Source organism: Microbacterium sp. P5_B6, assembly GCF_056400345.1.
In genome coordinates, this window is the sequence record NZ_JBFULL010000002.1 from 610,848 (window position 1) to 629,382 (window position 18,535).

Sequence of the window (18,535 nt, forward strand, 5' to 3'; positions counted from 1 at the left end):
TCACGCCCAGTGCCGCAGGCCCGCTGGTCAGTCGTTCGCGGCGTCGTCCGACTCAGGACCCGGCTCGCTCCCGCGCTGGATCGGCAGCTCGAGGCTGTCGGCGACCAGCTGCGGGTGGAACCGGGCGAGCGTGATCACCCCGGTGACGGCGATGGCACCCGCTACGGCGAAACCGAAGAACGCCCACACGGGGGCGTTCGCCGCCTCCTGCAGGATCGTGAGGCCGATGATGACCGCGACGATCGGGTCGATGACCGTGAGCCCGGCGATCACGAGGTCGGGAGGACCCACTGCGTACGCCGTCTGGACGAAGTAGGCGCCGATGGCGACGGCGGCGAGCAGCGCCACGATGCAGAGGATCGTCAGCCAGTCGAAGTCGTTGGCCTTGATGCGTTCGATGACGACCTTGGCCAGGGTGGCCACGAAGCCGTAGATGACGCCGGACGCGACGATGTAGAAGAGGGCCTGACCGCGCTTGCGGAGCCAGATCCAGAGGCCCGCGAGGATGAGGAGCACAACGCCGAGAAGCGACAGGATGATCAGCGTCTCGCGCTGGGTGACCGGGTTCTCGGTCGCGTAGAACGCGGCGATCGTGACGAAGATGAGGATGCCGCCGAGGCATTCCGCGATGGCGATGCCGGACTGCTTGGTGGGCTTGTGCCCGGATACGCGCGCGTTCAGCAGCGTGGTGATGACGAGCGAGATCGCCCCGATCGGCTGCACGATGATGAGGGGGGCGAATGCCAGTGCGCTCAGCTGACAGGTGATGGCGAGGCCCAGCATCACGGTGCCCGCGACCCAGGACGGCCGCTTCAGCAGGCTGAGGAGCTGGCTGCCGCTGAGCCCGGCCTTGCCCGATGAGCCGCTCAGTCGCTCGACCTTGGTGACACCGCGGTACTGGTACTGGGCGCCGAAAGACATGAACACCGCGCCCATCAGCGCCAGCGGGATGCCGATGAGGATGGCCGGATCGCGGAAGAATCCGATGACCTCGTTGGTCATCTCGTCGATCGACATCCCGGCCCACACCACCCTCCGACACTAACCGTCGGGATGCCTCGATAGGCTCAAGGCGTGGCCGTTCTGCCGATTCGCATCATGGGTGACCCCGCCCTCCACGCGCCCGCCGCGCACGTCGACGAGATCACCGAAGAGATCCGCACGCTCGTCGCCGACATGTTCGAGACGATGGACGCGGCGCCCGGAGTGGGCCTCGCTGCTCCGCAGGTCGGCGTCTCACTGCGGATCTACACCTACTCGTATCAGGACGACGACGGCGAGCCGTGGCGAGGTGTGATCATCAATCCCGTCCTGTGGATGCATCCGCTCGAGCCTGGCGCGCCGGACCCCGATGAGGAGTCGGAAGGCTGCCTCTCGTTCCCCGGCGAGCGGTTCCCATTGCGCCGATCCGAGCGCGTGCTCGTGACCGGTGTCGACCTCGAGGGCGCCGCGGTGCGGATCGAGGTCGGCGGATGGCGGGCGCGGATCATGCAGCACGAGTTCGATCACCTCGACGGCATCCTGTACATCGATCGGCTGAGCGATGCCGACTGGAAGACCACGCAGAAGATCGCCCGCAAGCGCGGGTGGGGCCGGCCGGGAAGCTCCTGGACTCCGGGAATCGACGACATCGAGGCGTGACGATCGCGGGCGCCGATGCGGCGATCCGCACCCGTCGGCGCAAAAGAGAAGGGCCCGGGGTGGAAGCCCGGACCCAATGTGAGAGCCGCGTAGATGCGCGGACTTCTCGCTCCCCCACTTGGACTCGAACCAAGAACCTATCGGTTAACAGCCGATTGCTCTGCCAATTGAGCTATGGAGGATCACCCTTCGCTCTCGCGCGGGCAACCACACCATATTAGCAAAGCTCAAGGGGTGCTCACGACGCGATGAGCCGATCATCGGCCTGCGCACTGGGTGTCCAGAGCAGATGCTCCGTGCCCCGCCCATAGGCGACGGCGTGCCCGGAACGCATCACGAGGACGTCCGCGTCGAGCTCCCGGGTCACCTCCGCCTCGTTCGTCACGATGAGGGCCGACATCCCACGCCCGCGGCGTCGGAGGATGGCATCTCGCGCGGCCCGGCGCACCTCGACATCGAGATTCGCGAACGGGTCATCAGCGATCAGCAGCTTGGGCTCGAGGACCAGGGTGCGGGCGAGCGCGACCCGCTGACGCATGCCGGCGCTCAGTTCATAGGGGTACTTCGCCACCGCACCGAGGGGCAGCATCAGCTCGTCCAGCAGTGAGGCGATCCGCACTGCCAGCGCCCGCTGGTTGACTCGGCGGTCCCTGCTCGTGATGGGCGCGCCGATCACCTCGCCGACCGTGAGCCGGGCGGGGAGGTTGGCGCCGGCCCGCTGCTCCAGGAAACCGGTGAGATACGTCAGCTCACGTCGCGCCCTGCCCGGATTGCGGACCGGGATGCCGTGCACCCACGCCGCTCCTCCGACCACGGCCAGACCCGGCGTGTCCGACCCGGAGAGCAGGGCGGCGAGGCTCGACTTCCCCGCACCGGTCGGGCCCATGAGCGCGAGCGTGCCGGCGTGCGGCAGGACGAAGGAGACGCCATCGACGACGCGCACGTCGCCCCCTCGTGAAGAACGGAGGATCGAGAGGTCTGATGCACGGATCGCCACGTCGGCGTCACGACGATGTGGCATGACGACATCCTGCCGCCTCGCACGCCGCTCCGCCACTGCGGCGCCCTCAGGGGTCGGTGACTGCCGCGCGCCGGAGGTCGAGCTCGCGCAGTCCGAGGCGGATGCGCCGCCCCTCCTCGGAGTCCGGGGGCACCCGCTGGATCGCTCCGAGGAGCTCGGCCTTCTCACGGTCCAGGGCCCGGAGGATGAGCCGGCGACAGAGCGAGGATGCCGACGCGAGGGCCACATCGTCGGTCTGGGCCGGGAAATCCGCGGTCAGGAGCTCGGCTGCCAGCGAGCGGAACGGCTCGCGGACGCTGCCGACAGCATCCGCCGCCCATCCGATCCTGTCGAAATCCGCGACGGCGGCGACGCCCGTCCGCACGGCATCGAGCGCGGGATGCCGGAACGGGAGCGCCATCGCCTGTGCGCGCAGTGCCGGGTCGAGGCGATGGCCGAACTGCAGGACGCCCATGAGGGCATCACGTTCGAGCGCCACATCTGCGGTGCGCGGAAGCGAGGTGAGGCTCAGCCGGACGGCGGCTTCAGGATCCGGCTGCTCGGCGGAGGCGGACGCGCTCGACCGGGAGGACTGCTCACCGCGGGCGGCACGCTCCACCTCGCGGCGGACGTCTTCGGTGTCCATCCCCAGACGGCGCGCGAGGACGCGGACGTACTCCGGCTGCAGAAGGGGGTCGCGGAGATCGGCGACCACGGGGGCTGCCGCCCGAAGCGCGCCGACCCGCCCTTCGACAGTCGAGAGGCCGAAGCCCTTCATGCGCTGATCGAGGACGAACTCCACCATGGGGCTCTTCGTGTCGAGGAGCGAGCGCACGGCGCCGTCGCCGCGCGTCAGCCGGAGATCGCACGGATCCAGGCCGTCCGGTCCCACGGCGACATAGGTCTGCGCGTTGAAGCGCTTGGCGTCGGCGAAGGCACGGAGCGCGGCCTTCTGGCCGGCGGCATCCGGGTCGAAGGTGAAGACGACCTCCCCCGCCGCGGAGTCATCGCCCATCACACGGCGCAGCACCGAGATGTGGTCACCGCCGAACGCTGTGCCGCAGGTGGCGATCGCCGTCGTCACTCCGGCGAGATGGCACGCCATGACGTCGGTGTATCCCTCGACCACCACCACCTGGTGGCTGCGGGCCACGTCGCGCTTGGCAAGGTCGAGGCCGTAGAGGACCTGAGCCTTCTTGTAGACCGTCGTCTCGGGAGTGTTGAGGTATTTGGGCCCGTTGTCATCCTCGAAGAGCCGTCGCGCGCCGAAGCCCAGCACCTGGCCCGTCACATCTCGGATCGGCCAGACGACACGGCCGCGGAAGCGGTCATACACGCCCCGCTGACCCTGCGACACGAGGCCGGCGGAGCTGAGTTCGTCGGTGGAGAAGCCCTGTGCGGTGAGGGCATCGAGCATGTTCGACCAGCCTTTGGGGGCGTACCCGACCCCGAAGTGCGCGGCGGCACCGGCGTCGAAGCCGCGCTCGCCCAGGAACCGCCGCGCGATGTCGGCCTCAGGAGACGCGAGACGACCGCGGAAGTACTCGGCGGCCGCGGCATTCGCCGCATACAGCCGCGTGCGGCCGGAGGTCTCCGGGAGCGAACCCCCCTCTTCGTAGTGGAGCGGATAGCCGATCCGGCCGGCAAGCCGTTCGACGGCTTCGGTGAACGAGAGGTGATCGAGGTTGCGGAGGAACGAGTAGACGTCGCCGGATTCACCGCAGCCGAAGCAGTGGTAGAAGCCGGCCTGCGGGCGCACGTTGAAGCTCGGGCTCCGCTCGTCGTGGAAGGGACACAGCCCCTTCAACGCCCCGACGCCCGCCGTCTTCAGCGCGACGCGCTCGCCGATGATGTCGGCGATGTTGGTGCGCGACTTCACCTCGTCGACGTCGGCCTGGAGGATCCGCCCCGCCATCACAGACCCTCGAGCGGCTCGGGCAGCGCATACGCCGTGGAGGCGACGATCTTGCTTCCCGGAACCCAGATGCCGATGCTCTCGAGGTCGACCGAGCCGACCAGGCGCGAGTGCCACGAGATGGCGAAGCGATCGGTGAGGCTCGCGACCTGGTCGACGATGACACGGCGGCGGGCGGCATCCGTCTCCGCTCGGGCGAAGTCCTCGGCGTGCAGGCGATCGAGGTGCTCGGGGTGCTCCCACAGCGCGTTCGAAAGGCGCTTCAGGATGCGGCGCTGCTCCTTGTAGAGGCCCTTGCGACCCTCAACCGAGACGATGAAGGCGCCGATGGTGCCCTTCAGCACGGCCATCTCGGCCTCGATGACGCGGGGCACCACCACATGGCCGCGGTACCGCGTGAGTGCCGGCGCGTCGTAGTGCTCGCGGGTCGCTGCCGTGGCAGCCCGCGCGAACCGCCCGATCAGGTCGGAGGTGAGGTTCTTCAATCGCGCGTGGGATGCCCGCGACCCGTCGAACGACGTGATCCACACCGGGATCCGCATCAGGCGGTAGAGAGCGTCGTCGAGTTCATCGCGCGGGAAGTCATATCCGACCCAGGCCTGGATCGCCGTCAGCAGGGCTTCCCGCTCACGGACATCCGACAGGCGCGCGGGGTCGATGTAGCCGTTGACGACGGCATCCTCGAAGTCGTGGACGGAGTAGGCGATGTCGTCGGAGAGGTCCATCACCTCGGCTTCGATGCAGCGGACTCGCGGGGGCGCGCCGTCGCGCAGCCACTCGAACACCGCCTCGTCTTCGGGGTACACGCCGAACTTGAGCCGTCCGCCGGGGTCGGGAACGGGGTGGGCGGCCGTCCAGGGGTACTTGCAGGTCGCGTCGAGGCTCGCGCGAGTCAGGTTGAGGCCGAAGCTGGCGCCGTCCGGGTCGACGACCTTGGGCTCGAGCCGCGAGAGGATCCGCAGGGTCTGCGCGTTGCCCTCGAAGCCGCCGATCTCGGCGGCCCATTCGTTCAGCGCACGCTCGCCGTTGTGGCCGAAGGGCGGGTGGCCCAGGTCGTGGCTGAGGCAGGCCGTGTCGACGACGTCCGGCGAGAGGCGAAGCTCCGTCGCGAGCTCGCGGCCCACCTGAGCGACCTCGAGGGAGTGCGTGAGGCGGTTGCGCGCGAAGTCGGCGGGGCTGGCCGGGCTCAGGACCTGCGTCTTGGCCGCGAGCCGCCGCAGAGCTGCCGAGTGCAGCACCCTGGCCCGGTCGCGGGCGAACGCATCGCGCCTCGAGCGGTGCTGCTCGTTGTGGAATCTCTCGGCGTCGTGCTCCCCATAGCCGGCAGGCCGGCCCGAAGAGACGCCGACGGCGGCGTCAGCCGCCACTGTGGTCGAGTTCCGCTTCGGCGAGGGCACAGGATGCCTCGGCCCCGAGCAGCCGCGAGTCCAGCCAGCCGTCCGGGAGGGCAGGACGCTTGGGGGTTCCTGCGCGTCCGCGCTGGCCCTCGGCAGCGGCGCCCGGGTACGGCGCGTCCAGCTCGAGGGTCGCCAGGAGCTCGTCGATCTCGGCGAGGCTCGACACGGTGGCCAGGCGAGCACGGATGTCGCCCCCGACCGGGTACCCCTTGAAGTACCAGGCGACGTGCTTGCGGATGTCACGGCATCCGCGGTCCTCGTCTTCCAGGAACTCGACCAGCAGCTCGGCATGACGGCGGAACGCGGCGGCGACGAAGCCGAGCGTGGCATCGACCGGCTCGCCCGTCGCAGCGCCGGGCGCCCCGAGCGCGCGGGCGAGGTCGCCGAAGAGCCAGGGCCGGCCGAGGCAGCCGCGCCCGACGACGACGCCGTCGCACCCGGTCTCATCCATCATGCGAGCGGCGTCGGCGGCCGACCAGATGTCGCCGTTGCCGAGGACCGGGACTCTGGTGACCGTCTCTTTGAGCTTCGCGATCGCCGACCAGTCGGCATGTCCGGAGTAGAACTCGGCGGCCGTGCGGGCGTGGAGCGCGATGGCGGCGACCCCGGCATCCTCGGCCATGCGCCCGGCCTCGAGATAGGTGAGGTGGTCGACATCGATGCCCTTGCGCATCTTGATCGTGAGGGGGATGTCGCCCGCGGCGCGAACCGCTCGGGTCACGATGTCGCGGAAGAGCTCCTGCTTCCAGGGCAGCGCCGCTCCCCCGCCCTTGCGCGTGACCTTGGGCACCGGGCAGCCGAAGTTGAGGTCGATGTGGTCGGCGCGGTCCTCGGCCACCAGCACGCGCACGGCCTCGGCGACCGTCGCGGGGTCGACGCCGTACAGCTGAATGGAGCGCAGCGTCTCGGACTCGTGGTGCGTGATGAGGCGCATCGTCGTGGCGTTCCGCTCGACGAGAGCACGTGAGGTGATCATCTCGCTCACGTACAGACCCGCGCCGTACTCGCGGCACAGTCTCCGGAAGGCGGTGTTGGTGATGCCCGCCATGGGAGCCAGGACGACGGGCGCATCGAGCTCGATGGGCCCGATGCGCAGGGCGCGGGCCGGAGCGAGGGCGGTCGTCATCCGTCCATTCTCCCAGACGAATGCCTTCCACTCGCTGAACGCGCTTTAGCCTTGAGGTATGACACAGCTGACCGAGACCTCTCTGCGCGACGTCCCGTTCCTCACGGCCGATGTGCAGCCGCAGACCCTCGCCGATTACGGCGACAAGGTGCTGCTCGTGGTGAACGTCGCCTCGAAGTGCGGGCTCACCCCGCAGTACGAGCAGCTCGAGCAGCTGCAGAAGTCCTACGGCGAACGCGGATTCACCGTGCTCGGCTTTCCGTGCAACCAGTTCGCGGGTCAGGAGCCCGGTTCGATGGACGAGATCCTCGACTACTGCGCCATGACGTGGGGGGTCAGCTTCCCGGTGCTCGACAAGGTCAAGGTCAACGGCGGCAAGGCGGCGCCCCTCTACAAGGCGCTGAAGAAGACGCGGGATGCCGAGGGCAAGCGCGGTCCCGTCATCTGGAACTTCGAGAAGTTCGTGCTCACACCTGACGGGCAGCTGCACCGGTTCCGCCCGAACGTGAAGCCCGACGACCCGGCGATCATCGCGGTCATCGAGCGGAACCTGCCGGCCTGACCGTCAGGCGGCCTCTTCGCCGTCTTCGCCGCGCTCGGACCACACCTGGCGCACGACCTGTGCGAACGCCTCGGCCGGCTGCGCTCCTGAGACGCCGTACTTGCCGTCGATGACGAAGAACGGCACCCCGTTGATGCCGTACGCGGACGCCTGGGCCTGGTCGGCCCGGACGGCTGAGAGATAGCGCCCGCTCTGCAGAGCGTCGCGCGCGGCATCCCGATCCAGTCCCGAATCCGCGGCGAGATCCACCAGCTCGTCCTCGATGCCGAGGTTGCGGCCCTCGGTGAAATAGGCCGACATCAGCCGCTCGGCGAGCTCGAGCTGGCGGCCCTGCTCCTTCGCGAAGTGCAGCAGCTCGTGGGCCTTGACGGTGTTGGTGTGCTTGAGCAGGTCGAAGCGGTACTCGAGACCGGCAGCGGCGGCCACACCGGTGACGCGGTCGAGCATCTGCTGAGCCTGATCGCGGGAGATGCCCTTGTGCGTCGCGAGATAGTCGGCCTCGCCCCCGTCGAAGTCGAGGGGAGTGTCGGGAGACAGCTCGAACGAGTGGTAGGTCACGAGCACTTCGGGGGCGTCTTCGTCTCGGGATGCCTCTGCGAGGCCGGTCTCGAGGTTGCGCTTGCCGATGTAGCACCACGGGCAGGCGATGTCGCTCCAGACGTCGATGGTTATGGCGTCAGTCATATCAGGGACAACCGCTTCGAGGCGCCTGGCTATTCCGCGCTCGGGGCAGCGGCTTCCGGCCCGGGGATCCCTCGCCGGGAGAGAAGGGCGGCGGTGAAGAAGCACACCGCGCCCAGGAACGTGCCGAGGTTCACCCAGCGCACGTCGACGAACTCGCCGGTGAGCGGCAGCACATAGGCCCCGACCGCGGCGGCGCCGAACGCGACAGACCCGGCCATGTTGAGCCAGGTGCCCCGCCACGTGCGGGCGTGGCGGTCCCACAGCTCATGACGACGGGATGCCGCCACCAGCGCGAGTGCGCTGGCGACCAGGAAGCAGACCGAACCCCAGGCATCCGGCACCCATCCGGTGGTGAGCTCTCCGGTGCCGCTCCGCGCGCCGAACAGCACGGCGAAGGTGCTGACGTTGAAGAGGAGGGTGCCGATGAACTGGATGGCGGCAGCCCACCAGTCGGCCAGCTGCCCGGTTGTCGCAGGGCGGCGGGGTGGGCGCCGCCCGCTCAGCGCGAGCTGGATGAAGCCGGCCAGCGTGAAGAAGACCGAGCCGGCCGCGAAGGTTGCGGCATCCCACACCGGTCCCACCGCATCGGCATAGGCGGGAACCGCACCAACCGCGAAGAACACCGACCCGACTGCGAAACCCCACGCCTCACGGCGAAGACGCAGCGAGACCGAGGTCGGAGTGCGAGGCATCGATTTGATCGTATCGGCCGGGGCAGGCGGGCGCCGACGGACTCAGTGGTGGAAGCTGCCGGCTTCCTCCTCGGTCATCGAGTTGACGATCGGGTGCCTGTCGAAGTGCTCGATCGCCGCTCGGTAGTCGTCCATCAGGAGCGCAGCCTCGTCTCGGCCGAAGCCCTGGCGGACGAGGATCCGCTGCACCGCGAGATCCTGGCGGTCCGCCGGCATCGTGTAGGCGGGCACCTGCCAGCCGCGCGTTCGCAGGCGATCGGCGAGGTCGAACAGCGTGAAGGGGTGCTCGACCCCCTCGGTGAGCTTCCAGGACACGGCGGGGATGCCGACCGCGGCGCTGCCGTCGTTGATGATGTCGAAGTGCCCCAGCTTCTTGATCTCCTCGGCAAGGTACATCGCCGTGTCATGACAGGACTGGTGCACCTTGCGGTACCCCTCGCGACCGAGCCGGATGAAGTTGTAGTACTGGGCGACGATCTGACCGCCGGGCCGTGAGAAGTTCAGCGCGAACGTCGGCATGTTGCCCCCGAGGTAGTTCACGTTGAAGATCAGCTCCTCCGGCAGCTCCGCCGCATCCCGCCACACGATCCAGCCGACCCCGAGCGGTGCGAGCCCGAATTTGTGGCCGGACGTGTTGATCGACTTGACGCGCGGGAGCCGGAAGTCCCACACCAGCTCAGGCACAGTGAAGGGTGCCAGGAATCCGCCGCTGGCGCCGTCGACGTGGATCGGGATGTCGAGCCCGGTCTCTTCCTGCAGCTTGTCGAGCGCGTCACTGACGTCATGCACCGGCTCGTACTGGCCGGTGAAGGTCACACCGAGGGTGGGCACCACGCCGATGGTGTTCTCATCGACGCGCGTGATGACCTCTTCGGGCGTCATGATGAGCCGGTCGCCCTCCATCGGGATCTCGCGGAGCTCGACATCCCAGTACCGGGCGAATTTGTGCCAGCAGACCTGGACGGGTCCGCAGATCAGGTTGGGCTTGTCGGTGGGCTTGCCGGCCTCGCGCCGCCGCGCCCGCCAGTTCCACAGCAGCGCCATGCCGCCGAGCATCGCCGCCTCGCTCGAGCCGGTCGTCGACGTGCCGAGCGTGTTCGCGGCGTCCGGCGAGTTCCACAGGTCCGCGAGGATGTGCACGCAGCGTGCCTCGATCTCGGCCGTCTGCGGATACTCGTCCTTGTCGACCATGTTCTTGTCGAGCGTCTCGGCCATGATCGCCCGCACCTCGGGCTCGACCCATGTCTGGCAGAACGTCGCGAGGTTCTGGCGCGAGTTGCCGTCCAGCATCAGCTCGTCGATGACCACCTGGTAGGCGTGCGAAGCGAGGTGCTCCTTCAGCGGCATCTGATACTTCGGCAAGGCCACGGAGAGGTCTCCCGAGGAGAAGACCTCATCCATCAGCTCGTCCCTGACGTCGTCCTTCTTGTGCAGCAAGTGAAACCCCTCGCAGTCGAGGACCCCCCGGTCCAGGTGAGTCGACGGCTGGACCTTTTGGCGAGGTTCGTCGGCGACGGTACTGACCATGCCTATCGCCGGTCGAAGGCACCTGTCAATGAAACATCCGGGGTGATGTCGGAGGGTGAGCTCACAGCCCGGGCGCGTCGGGCACATCCACGGCGCCTCCGAAGCGGCGATCGCGATCGAGGTAGAGCTCGATCGCCCGCCAGAGATCGACGCGCGTGAAATCGGGCCAGAGGGTGTCGAGGAAGACGAATTCGGCGTAGGCCGACTCCCACAGGAGGAAGTTGGAGGTCCGCTGCTCTCCGCTCGAGCGCACGAAGAGATCGACGTCCGGCATGTCGGGGACATAGAGCCGCCGCTGGATGAGCTTCTCGGACACCGCGCTCGCGCGCAGCCGGCCGGCAGCGACATCATCGGCGATCGACCGGACCGCATCGACCAGTTCGACCCGGCCGCCGTAGTTGACGCACATCGTGAGGGTCAGCACGTCATTGCCCGCCGTCAGCTGCTCAGCGTACTGAAGCTCCTTGATGACCGATCCCCAGAGGCGCGGCTTGCGCCCGGCCCAGCGCACGCGGACGCCCCACTCGTTGAGCTGATCACGGCGCCGGTGCAGCACGTCGCGGTTGAACCCCATGAGGAAGCGGACCTCGTCGGGAGAACGCGACCAGTTCTCGGTCGAGAAGGCGTACACCGAGAGGTGCTTGACGCCGGCCTGGATCGCCCCTGCCGCCACGTCGAGCAGGGCCGCCTCGCCCGCCTTGTGCCCCTCGACCCTGGTCAGGCCCCGCTTGTTCGCCCACCGGCCGTTGCCGTCCATCACGATGGCGACGTGCTCGGGCACCGAGCCCTGGGGGAACGTCGGCGGATGGATGCCTGTCCAGTCGATCGGGCGATAGGGCACCGCGTCGCGATGCGTGTAGGGCTTCGGCGTCACCGAGCAGCCTCCCGTGGCGAGGATTCGACGTGCGAGAGCGAGCGGATGCCGCGCTCGAGGTGCCATTGCGCGTACGCGGCGATGAGGCCGGAGGCCGTGGCCGTGGCACGCGGCGAGGCGTCGTCGACAGCATCCCACTCCCCCTCCATCAGGGACTGGAGAAGATCGACCGCGTCCGCGGAGACGCGTGCCGCCCCGGCAGGCGCGCAGTCCCGGCAGATCATGCCGCCGAGCTGGGCGACGAACGTGTCGTGGGGTCCGGGCCGGCCGCACCGTGCGCACTCGCCGAGTCCGGGGGCCCAGCCCGACAGTGCCATCGCTCGGAGCAGATAGGAGTCCAGGATGCTGCGCGATGCGTGCTCGCCGCGCGAGAGCGCGCGCAGGCCCCCGACGAGGAGGAGGTACTGCTGCGGGGTGGCCTCGGCCTCGTTCAGCCGGTCCGCGGTCTCGACCATCGCGCTCGCCGAGGTGTAGCGGTCGTAGTGCACGGCGATGTCGGCGCCGTACGAGCCGAGCGACTCGGCCTGCTGGACGATGTCGAGCGAGCGTCCCTGGTAGAGCTGCACGTCCGCCACCATGAACGGCTCGAGCCGCGCACCGAAGCGGGACGACGTGCGCCGCACCCCTTTGGCCACCGCGCGGATTTTGCCGTGGCGACGGCTGAGCATCGTGAGGATCCTGTCGGCTTCACCCAGCTTGTGGGTGCGCAGGATCACGACTTCGTCGCGATAGGTGGGCACACCTCGATTATCCCGGGGTGCCACCACAATGGACGTGTGAACGAGCCGCTCTTCGTCATCCCGCTGTGGGCAGATCTCATCGCCGTCGGGCTCGGCGGTGTGCAGGGCGCCCTTTTCGCCTCAGGATTCCGCGGTCAGCGCCGACTGGATCTGCTGGGCGTTGCGATCATCGGCGTCGTGATGGGCATGGGCGGAGGGCTCATCCGCGACCTTCTCCTCAACGTCACCCCTTCCACCCTGCAGAGCAACTGGTACCTGCTGACGGCGACAGGCGCCGCCCTGATAGGGATGCTGCTCGCGAACCTCTTCCGGCGCCTCAACGCCGCGATCGTGGGGCTGGACGCGCTCGTCATCGGGCTGTTCGGCGCGTTCGGGACGAGCAAGGCGCTGGCGCTCGGCATCCCGCCCGTTCCCGCCGTCTTCGTCGGAGTGTGCTCGGCGGTGGGCGGCGGGATCCTGCGAGACATGATCATGGGGCTGCCGGTCGCGATCATGCACGTCGGCTCGCTGTACGCCGTGGCGGCGGCCGCCGGATGCTTCGTACTGGCGTCGCTCGATGCACTCGGCGTCGAACTGATCCTGGCCGCCGCCATCGCCATCGTGGTGACGACGATCATCCGGCTGCTCGCCGTGATCTTCGACATCTCACTGCCGGAGCAGCGCGCGCTCTACCGCAACAAGGTGGCGGTGGAGACGACCGCGATCCCGATCGTCAAGCCGTAGCCCGACACCGTCAGCGGAAGCCTTCGCGCTGGGTGGACTCCCCCGCCACCCGAACGCCGTAGTGGTAGGCCAGCTTTCCGCCGAGCCAGCCTGACACTCCGAGTGCCGCGAAGCCGATCAGGCTGAGGACGAACCCGATGATGCTGACGTCGTCGTGGTCGGAGGCCGCTCGCACGAACCAGTTCACGACGAAGAGGGCGGTCACGGCCAGGTTGATGCTCATATGGGTGACCGCCGTGCGCTTGGCGGCCGTGCCGGCCGGGATGACCAGGTAGTCCATGAACCCGAAGATGGCGGCGATCAGGGCGCCGACGACGCCGATGGCGATGAGCACCTGGGCTCCGAGGGCATACGGCGTCGGATCCTCGGCGAAGAAGCCGATGATGTCGAAGACGATGCTCGCGGCCCATGACCCGATCGGAATGGTGACCGCGATCGGGTGGAAGGGGTGCCCATAGGGGCCCGCGAAGGGCGTGCGGGGCCGCTTGGCACGCTGGAGCGCATCCGAGGTTGTCATGCGGCGAAGCTAGGCGCCCGGGCGCCGAGAGACCGAGGGGGTTGACAGTCACCTGCCGACCCCCTCGGTCTGCGCTCCTGTGAGCGCCTCAGACTCCCGCGAGCGCGCCCGAACGACGGCGGGTGCGGATCGCCCGGTTGACCCCCGAGACGATCGCCTTGAGCGAGGCTGTCGAGATGTCACCGTCGATGCCGACACCCCACAGGCGCTCGCCGTCGACCTGCAGCTCGACGTATGCGGCCGCCTGGGCGTCGCCGCCGGCACTCAGCGCGTGCTCGACGTAGTCGTACAGCGTGACGTCGAAGCCATGCGCGCGCACGACCTCCAGGAATGCCGCCACGGGGCCATTTCCATGGCCGGACTCCTGGATGCTGTCGGCGCCGTCGCGGAGGGTCACATCAAGCATGACGTCACCCGTCATGTCGCTCTGCGTCTTGGTCGAGAGCAGCTCGAAGCGACCCCAGCGCTCGTCGTGGACGGTGGAGGGGAGGTACTCGTCCTGGAAGATGGCCCAGATCTGGTCGCTCGTGACTTCGCCGCCCTCGGCATCCGTCTTCGCCTGAACGACTCCGGAGAACTCGATCTGCAGCCTGCGCGGCAGGTCCAGGGCGTGATCGGTCTTCAGGAGGTACGCCACGCCGCCCTTGCCGGACTGCGAGTTGACGCGGATGACCGCTTCATACGAGCGACCGAGGTCCTTCGGGTCGATGGGGAGGTACGGGACGGCCCATTCGAGCTCGTCGACGGAGACGCCCTCGGCCGCCGCGCGCACGTCCATCGCCTCGAGGCCCTTCTTGATGGCGTCCTGGTGCGAGCCGCTGAAGGCGGTGAAGACGAGGTCGCCCGCCCACGGGCTGCGCTCGGGCACAGGGAGCTGGTTGCAGTACTCGGCCGTGCGCTTGACCTGGTCGATGTCGCTGAAGTCGATCTGAGGATCGATGCCCTGCGTGAACAGGTTGATGCCCAGTGCCACGAGATCGACGTTGCCCGTGCGCTCGCCGTTGCCGAACAGGCATCCTTCGATCCGGTCCGCACCGGCCATGTACCCGAGCTCCGCGGCGGCGATCGCGGTGCCCCGGTCGTTGTGCGGGTGCAGCGAGAGGAGGACGTTCTCACGGTGCACCAGGCGACGGCTCATCCACTCGATCGAGTCGGCGTAGACGTTCGGCGTCGCCATCTCCACCGTGGCCGGCAGGTTGATGATCACCTTGCGCTCGGGAGTCGGCTCGAAGACCTCGATGACCTGGTTGCAGACGTCGAGCGCGAACTCGAGCTCGGTGCCCGTGTAGCTCTCGGGCGAGTACTCGTAGAAGACCTTCGTCTCGGGGATGCGCTTCTCGAACTCGCGGCACAGACGCGCGCCCTCGAGCGCGATGTCGATGATGCCCTGCTTGTCGGTGCGGAAGACGACCTCGCGCTGCAGCACGCTCGTCGAGTTGTAGAGGTGCACGATGGCCTGCTTCGCGCCGGCGATCGACTCGTACGTGCGCTCGATGAGGTGCTCGCGCGCCTGGGTCAGGACCTGGATCGTGACGTCATCCGGGATGAGGCCCTCTTCGATGAGCTGGCGCACGAAGTCGAAGTCGGTCTGGCTGGCGCTCGGGAAGCCGACCTCGATCTCCTTGTAGCCCATGCCGACGAGCAGCTCGAACATGATGCGCTTGCGCTCGGGGCTCATCGGGTCGATGAGCGCCTGGTTTCCGTCGCGCAGATCGACGGCGCACCAGCGGGGCGCCTGAGTGATCCGCTTCGCCGGCCACGTGCGATCGGGCAGATCGACCGCGATCTGCTCGTGGTACGGCCGATACTTGTGGATCGGCATGCCCGAAGGCTTCTGGGTGTTGTCCATGATCTGTCGCTTCTACTCTCGCCTGGGATGGTGCGGGCCGAACAGCAAGCTCCGCGGCGAGGAAGGCCCTAGATCGAGGACTCGCCGCGGCAGCTAAGAAGGAGAAGCGAGCCTGCACGCATGCGAACCAGGGTACACCCGGGCGCAGTGACGAGCGAACCCCCCGTCGAACGGCTGCTGCCGCCGCCCCGCTCTTCGCGTGGACAGTGCACTCTCTCGCCGAGCGAGCCGCTTATCGACGCGAACAAGATGCTCGGTCGGCGACAGAGCGCACTGCGGACCCGTAAGTCGCGGGATGCTGCTCCGAGACGATCAGGCTTCCGTCGACACGTGAAGAGCATGGAGCATATTCGTCGAGCCGTCGCGGCGCCCGTCGTGGCGGCATCCCTCATCTTGCTGACGGCGTGCGGCGGGTCGGCAGGAACAGGCGGCGCACGGTTCGGCGAGGCATACCCGCAGCCTCCGGACGGGCAGGTCGTGGGGCAGGGCACCGTCATCGAAGCCGCGGGTCACGCCGAGCTGTGCCTCGGGCCGGTTGCCGAGTCGGACCCACCGCAGTGCTCGGGAGTCCCGCTCGTCGGCTGGTCGTGGGAGGGCATCGACGGGAGCGAGACGTCGGGCGATGTGCGCTGGGGAACGTATGCCGTGCAGGGAACCTACGACGGTGAAAGTGTGACCGTCACGGCGCCCATCATGCTGGCGCTCTACGACCCGATGCCCCTCCCCGATCCCACCGGCGGTGAGCCTGGGCAGGGTGACGCGGAGAGCCTTCTCGCGGTCCAGGAGGACCTCCCGGACCGGCTGGGGGATGAGTACCTGTCTTCCTCGGCCGAGAACGGATACCTGTGGGTGGACATGGTGTGGGATGACGGCACGCTGCAGGATGCCGCGGATGCAGAGTTCGGCTCAGACACCGTGATCGTGCGCTCGGCCCTTCGGGCACTGGAGTAGCCGCGGCACTCTGGTGCCGTCGGGGGCCGGGGTCTAATCTGAGCCACGAGCGCCGGTCAGCGGCGCCACGGAGCGCATGGGTGGGCGGCGATGGGTTCCAATGACGAGCGCGCATTCGAGGCGGTCATCCTCGCGAACACGTTCCTCGACCCGCGGGGACGCCCGTTCGTCGTCGAATTCTTCCCCCCGTCGGTGGTCGACCTGTACGACGCCGTGGTGACGAGCGCCGAGTGGCAGTCCGCGGCGACGCTCACGGAGCGTGCGTTCGCGGTGATCGCTGCATTCGAAGCCGACGCGGACCTCGCGGCGCGCTACCGCGCCGATGCAGAAGCGGGCCTGCTCGGGTTCGGAGCGGGCGACGACGAGAGGGTCGACACCGCGATCGGCGAAGTGCTGGATGCGCTCGGCGGAACGATGGCCGAATCCGCGGGACCGGACGATGGACTGCTCGGCGGCGGACCGTCGGAGTCCTGGTCGCCGCTCCCGCCCATGGCTCCGCCGCTCCCGCCCATGGCTCCGCCGCCCCCGAGCGACGACGCGATGGCTGAGCCGCCGGGCGACGGGTCGATCGCTGAGGGACCGCCGCCGCCGAGCGACGACGCCATGGGCGAGCCCCCGAGCGACGGGTCGATGGCTGAGGGACCGCCGCCGCCGAGCGACGACGCGATGGGCGAGCCCCCGAGCGACGGGTCGATCGCTGAGGGACCCCCGCCTCCGGGCGAGCCGCCTCCCGATGACCGAACGGATCCCGAGACTGGTGAAGCGCCGGCCGCGACGGTGCAGACCTGGCTCAATGCCGAAGTCCAGGGCCATCCGGAGGCTCTCGCCGCCCAGACCGAGTACATCCTCGCGGTGTTCTTCGGTGAGAAGAAGGAGACAGCCGCCGGCGCCGCGCCCACCGCCATCGCCTTCGCCGCGCGGCAGGAGTGGGTCGATCTCACGGTGCAGCTCGTCAGCACCGACTTCACCGTGCCGCCGTTCCCCCAGCAGCTGCGCGTCGGGCGCGACGGCGCCTCTCAGGGTCGTGCACTGTTCGCCGTGACGCCGCTGCACGACGGCCCCTCGACACTGAGCGTGCTGGTCGATGTGGAGGGCAACTTCCTCCAGCGGCTCGAGCTCACCTTCGAGATCGGGACGACGGCACCCGTCGATACGACGAATTTCGGTCGCCCTGCGGGTGCTGCTCTCGTGATGGAGCCGCGGACCGCCTCGATGCAGTTCATGCCCGCCACCGGAGGCTACGAGCTCTTCGTCAAGGGGATCACCGATCAGCCGGTGTTCATCCAGATCACGGACGACGAGCTCGCCGCGCGGATCGAGGGCGTGCGCGAGGCGCTCCTCGCGATCGTCAAGCAGCCGGCGTTCGCGCTGGAGATAGACATCCCCGACGAGCTTCGCGCGCCTGCGCTCAAGGAGCTCGCCTTCGCCGGATTCCGGCTGTACCAGTCGATCTTCGCGGGCTCGTTCGCGTCTGAGGAGCTCCGGAAGGTCGGCCGCTGGCTCCGGGAGAGCCTGGCCGAGGACTTCACGACGCTCCAGGTCGTCTCCCGCGGATTTCCGGTGCCGTGGGCGCTGATGTATCTCACCGACCGGTTCGAGGACGACAAGCTCGACTGGCACGACTTCATCGGGATGCGCCACGTCGTGGAGCAGATTCCCCTGCGCGAGATCTCGGCGATGCCGCCGGCGACGACGATCACCTCCACTCCCGATCTCAGCGTCAGGGTGCTGTTCAACGAGGGCATCGAAGCGCAGATGCCCTCGCGTCCGATCAGCGCGCAGCGGGCGTACTGGTCTCACCGCGGTGTCGCGCTCGGCGAGGGAACCCTCGTGAACGACCTGGTCAAGAGCGCTCTCGTGCCGTCTGCCACCGACAAGGTGCTCTACCTCTACTGCCACGCCGTCGCCTCCGACAAGGACTCCGACGACTCGTATCTGGTGCTGAGCAACGAGGAGCGGATCTCTCTGGGGCAGCTCGCCGTCTATGCGCCCATCGAAGACCAGCTGCCGACGCACCCGCTCGTCATCATCAACGCGTGCGAGTCGGGCGACCTCTCCCCGACGTTCTATGACGGGTTCGTCCCGTATTTCCTCGCGAAGGGCGCCCGGGGCGTCATCGGCACGGAGTGCAAGACCCCCGGGCGCTTCGCGAGCGAATGGGCGATCGCATTCTTCGACAGGTTCTTCGCAGGCGAGCGGCTCGGAGACGCCGTCCTCGGACTCCGGCAGGACTTCCTCGAGAAGCATGGCAACCCGCTCGGACTGCTCTATGGCGTGCACTGCGACACCGACACGCGTGTCGATCCTGCGCTCGCCGCGGCGATCAGCTGAGCACGA

General features: G+C 68.4%; 17 protein-coding genes and 1 tRNA gene. 5 read left to right on the top strand and 13 right to left on the bottom strand.

What is annotated here, in order from left to right:
* Positions 1–27: 27 nt before the first annotated feature.
* Positions 28–1,032, bottom strand: a complete 1,005-nt coding sequence (locus AC1DP3_RS04585) for a DMT family transporter (protein ID WP_477291707.1) — start codon at positions 1,030–1,032, stop codon at positions 28–30.
* Positions 1,033–1,074: 42 nt separating this feature from the next.
* Between AC1DP3_RS04585 and def the strand changes: the two genes are divergently transcribed.
* A complete protein-coding gene (gene def, locus AC1DP3_RS04590) occupies positions 1,075–1,641 on the top strand; it encodes a peptide deformylase (RefSeq protein WP_477291709.1) in 567 nt (188 codons plus the stop codon).
* 109 nt (positions 1,642–1,750) lie between these two features.
* On the opposite strand, the gene AC1DP3_RS04595 is transcribed toward def, so the two are convergent.
* The 5 genes from AC1DP3_RS04595 to dusB all read right to left on the bottom strand — a co-directional run bounded on the left by AC1DP3_RS04595 (position 1,751) and on the right by dusB (position 7,079).
* A tRNA-Asn gene (locus AC1DP3_RS04595) sits at positions 1,751–1,823 on the bottom strand.
* A 56-nt stretch (positions 1,824–1,879) separates the two neighbouring features.
* Entirely contained in the window at positions 1,880–2,662 is a 783-nt protein-coding gene (locus AC1DP3_RS04600; protein ID WP_477291711.1) for an ATP-binding cassette domain-containing protein, read from the bottom strand.
* Between the two features lie 46 nt (positions 2,663–2,708).
* Positions 2,709–4,556 carry a DNA primase gene (gene dnaG, locus AC1DP3_RS04605; protein WP_477291713.1) on the bottom strand — a complete coding sequence of 616 codons (1,848 nt, stop codon included), beginning with the start codon at positions 4,554–4,556 and terminating at the stop codon, positions 2,709–2,711.
* Positions 4,556–5,923 (bottom strand): deoxyguanosinetriphosphate triphosphohydrolase, encoded by a 1,368-nt coding sequence (locus tag AC1DP3_RS04610; RefSeq protein ID WP_477291715.1) that lies wholly within the window; start codon positions 5,921–5,923, stop codon positions 4,556–4,558. Before AC1DP3_RS04610 ends, dnaG begins: the two co-directional genes overlap by 1 nt.
* The gene (dusB, locus tag AC1DP3_RS04615) at positions 5,913–7,079 is read right to left on the bottom strand and encodes a tRNA dihydrouridine synthase DusB (protein WP_477291717.1); all 1,167 of its coding nucleotides are present in this window, start codon (positions 7,077–7,079) and stop codon (positions 5,913–5,915) included. Before dusB ends, AC1DP3_RS04610 begins: the two co-directional genes overlap by 11 nt.
* A gap of 67 nt (positions 7,080–7,146) precedes the next feature.
* Between dusB and AC1DP3_RS04620 the strand changes: the two genes are divergently transcribed.
* Positions 7,147–7,641 (top strand): glutathione peroxidase, encoded by a 495-nt coding sequence (locus AC1DP3_RS04620; protein ID WP_477291885.1) that lies wholly within the window; start codon positions 7,147–7,149, stop codon positions 7,639–7,641.
* Between the two features lie 3 nt (positions 7,642–7,644).
* Here the strand turns inward: AC1DP3_RS04620 and AC1DP3_RS04625 are convergent, their stop codons facing one another.
* The 5 genes from AC1DP3_RS04625 to recO form a co-directional block, all read right to left on the bottom strand.
* Positions 7,645–8,325 carry a DsbA family oxidoreductase gene (locus AC1DP3_RS04625; protein WP_477291719.1) on the bottom strand — a complete coding sequence of 227 codons (681 nt, stop codon included), beginning with the start codon at positions 8,323–8,325 and terminating at the stop codon, positions 7,645–7,647.
* 29 nt (positions 8,326–8,354) lie between these two features.
* Positions 8,355–9,017, bottom strand: coding sequence for a YrhK family protein (locus AC1DP3_RS04630; RefSeq protein WP_477291721.1), 663 nt, complete (start codon positions 9,015–9,017; stop codon positions 8,355–8,357).
* A gap of 42 nt (positions 9,018–9,059) precedes the next feature.
* A complete protein-coding gene (gene gad / locus AC1DP3_RS04635) occupies positions 9,060–10,454 on the bottom strand; it encodes a glutamate decarboxylase (RefSeq protein WP_477291723.1) in 1,395 nt (464 codons plus the stop codon).
* A gap of 151 nt (positions 10,455–10,605) precedes the next feature.
* Positions 10,606–11,418: an isoprenyl transferase gene (locus tag AC1DP3_RS04640; protein ID WP_477291725.1), complete on the bottom strand. Its 813-nt coding sequence runs from the start codon at positions 11,416–11,418 to the stop codon at positions 10,606–10,608.
* Positions 11,415–12,158 (bottom strand): DNA repair protein RecO, encoded by a 744-nt coding sequence (gene recO / locus AC1DP3_RS04645; protein WP_477291727.1) that lies wholly within the window; start codon positions 12,156–12,158, stop codon positions 11,415–11,417. The genes AC1DP3_RS04640 and recO overlap by 4 nt, the downstream gene beginning before the upstream one ends.
* 36 nt (positions 12,159–12,194) lie before the next feature.
* On the opposite strand from recO, the gene AC1DP3_RS04650 reads away from it, so the two are divergent.
* Positions 12,195–12,881: a trimeric intracellular cation channel family protein gene (locus AC1DP3_RS04650; RefSeq protein WP_477291729.1), complete on the top strand. Its 687-nt coding sequence runs from the start codon at positions 12,195–12,197 to the stop codon at positions 12,879–12,881.
* 10 nt (positions 12,882–12,891) lie between these two features.
* Here the strand turns inward: AC1DP3_RS04650 and AC1DP3_RS04655 are convergent, their stop codons facing one another.
* Both AC1DP3_RS04655 and leuA read right to left on the bottom strand, forming a co-directional pair.
* Positions 12,892–13,398 (bottom strand): DUF2231 domain-containing protein, encoded by a 507-nt coding sequence (locus AC1DP3_RS04655; protein ID WP_477291731.1) that lies wholly within the window; start codon positions 13,396–13,398, stop codon positions 12,892–12,894.
* Positions 13,399–13,486: 88 nt separating this feature from the next.
* Positions 13,487–15,247 (bottom strand): 2-isopropylmalate synthase, encoded by a 1,761-nt coding sequence (gene leuA / locus AC1DP3_RS04660; protein ID WP_477291733.1) that lies wholly within the window; start codon positions 15,245–15,247, stop codon positions 13,487–13,489.
* 339 nt (positions 15,248–15,586) lie between these two features.
* Here leuA and AC1DP3_RS04665 point away from each other — a divergent pair, with 339 nt between their 5' ends.
* Together AC1DP3_RS04665 and AC1DP3_RS04670 are read left to right on the top strand one after the other, a co-directional pair.
* A complete protein-coding gene (locus AC1DP3_RS04665) occupies positions 15,587–16,198 on the top strand; it encodes a hypothetical protein (protein WP_477291887.1) in 612 nt (203 codons plus the stop codon).
* 90 nt (positions 16,199–16,288) lie between these two features.
* Entirely contained in the window at positions 16,289–18,529 is a 2,241-nt protein-coding gene (locus AC1DP3_RS04670) for a CHAT domain-containing protein (RefSeq protein WP_477291735.1), read from the top strand.
* The last annotated feature ends 6 nt before the right edge of the window (positions 18,530–18,535 follow it).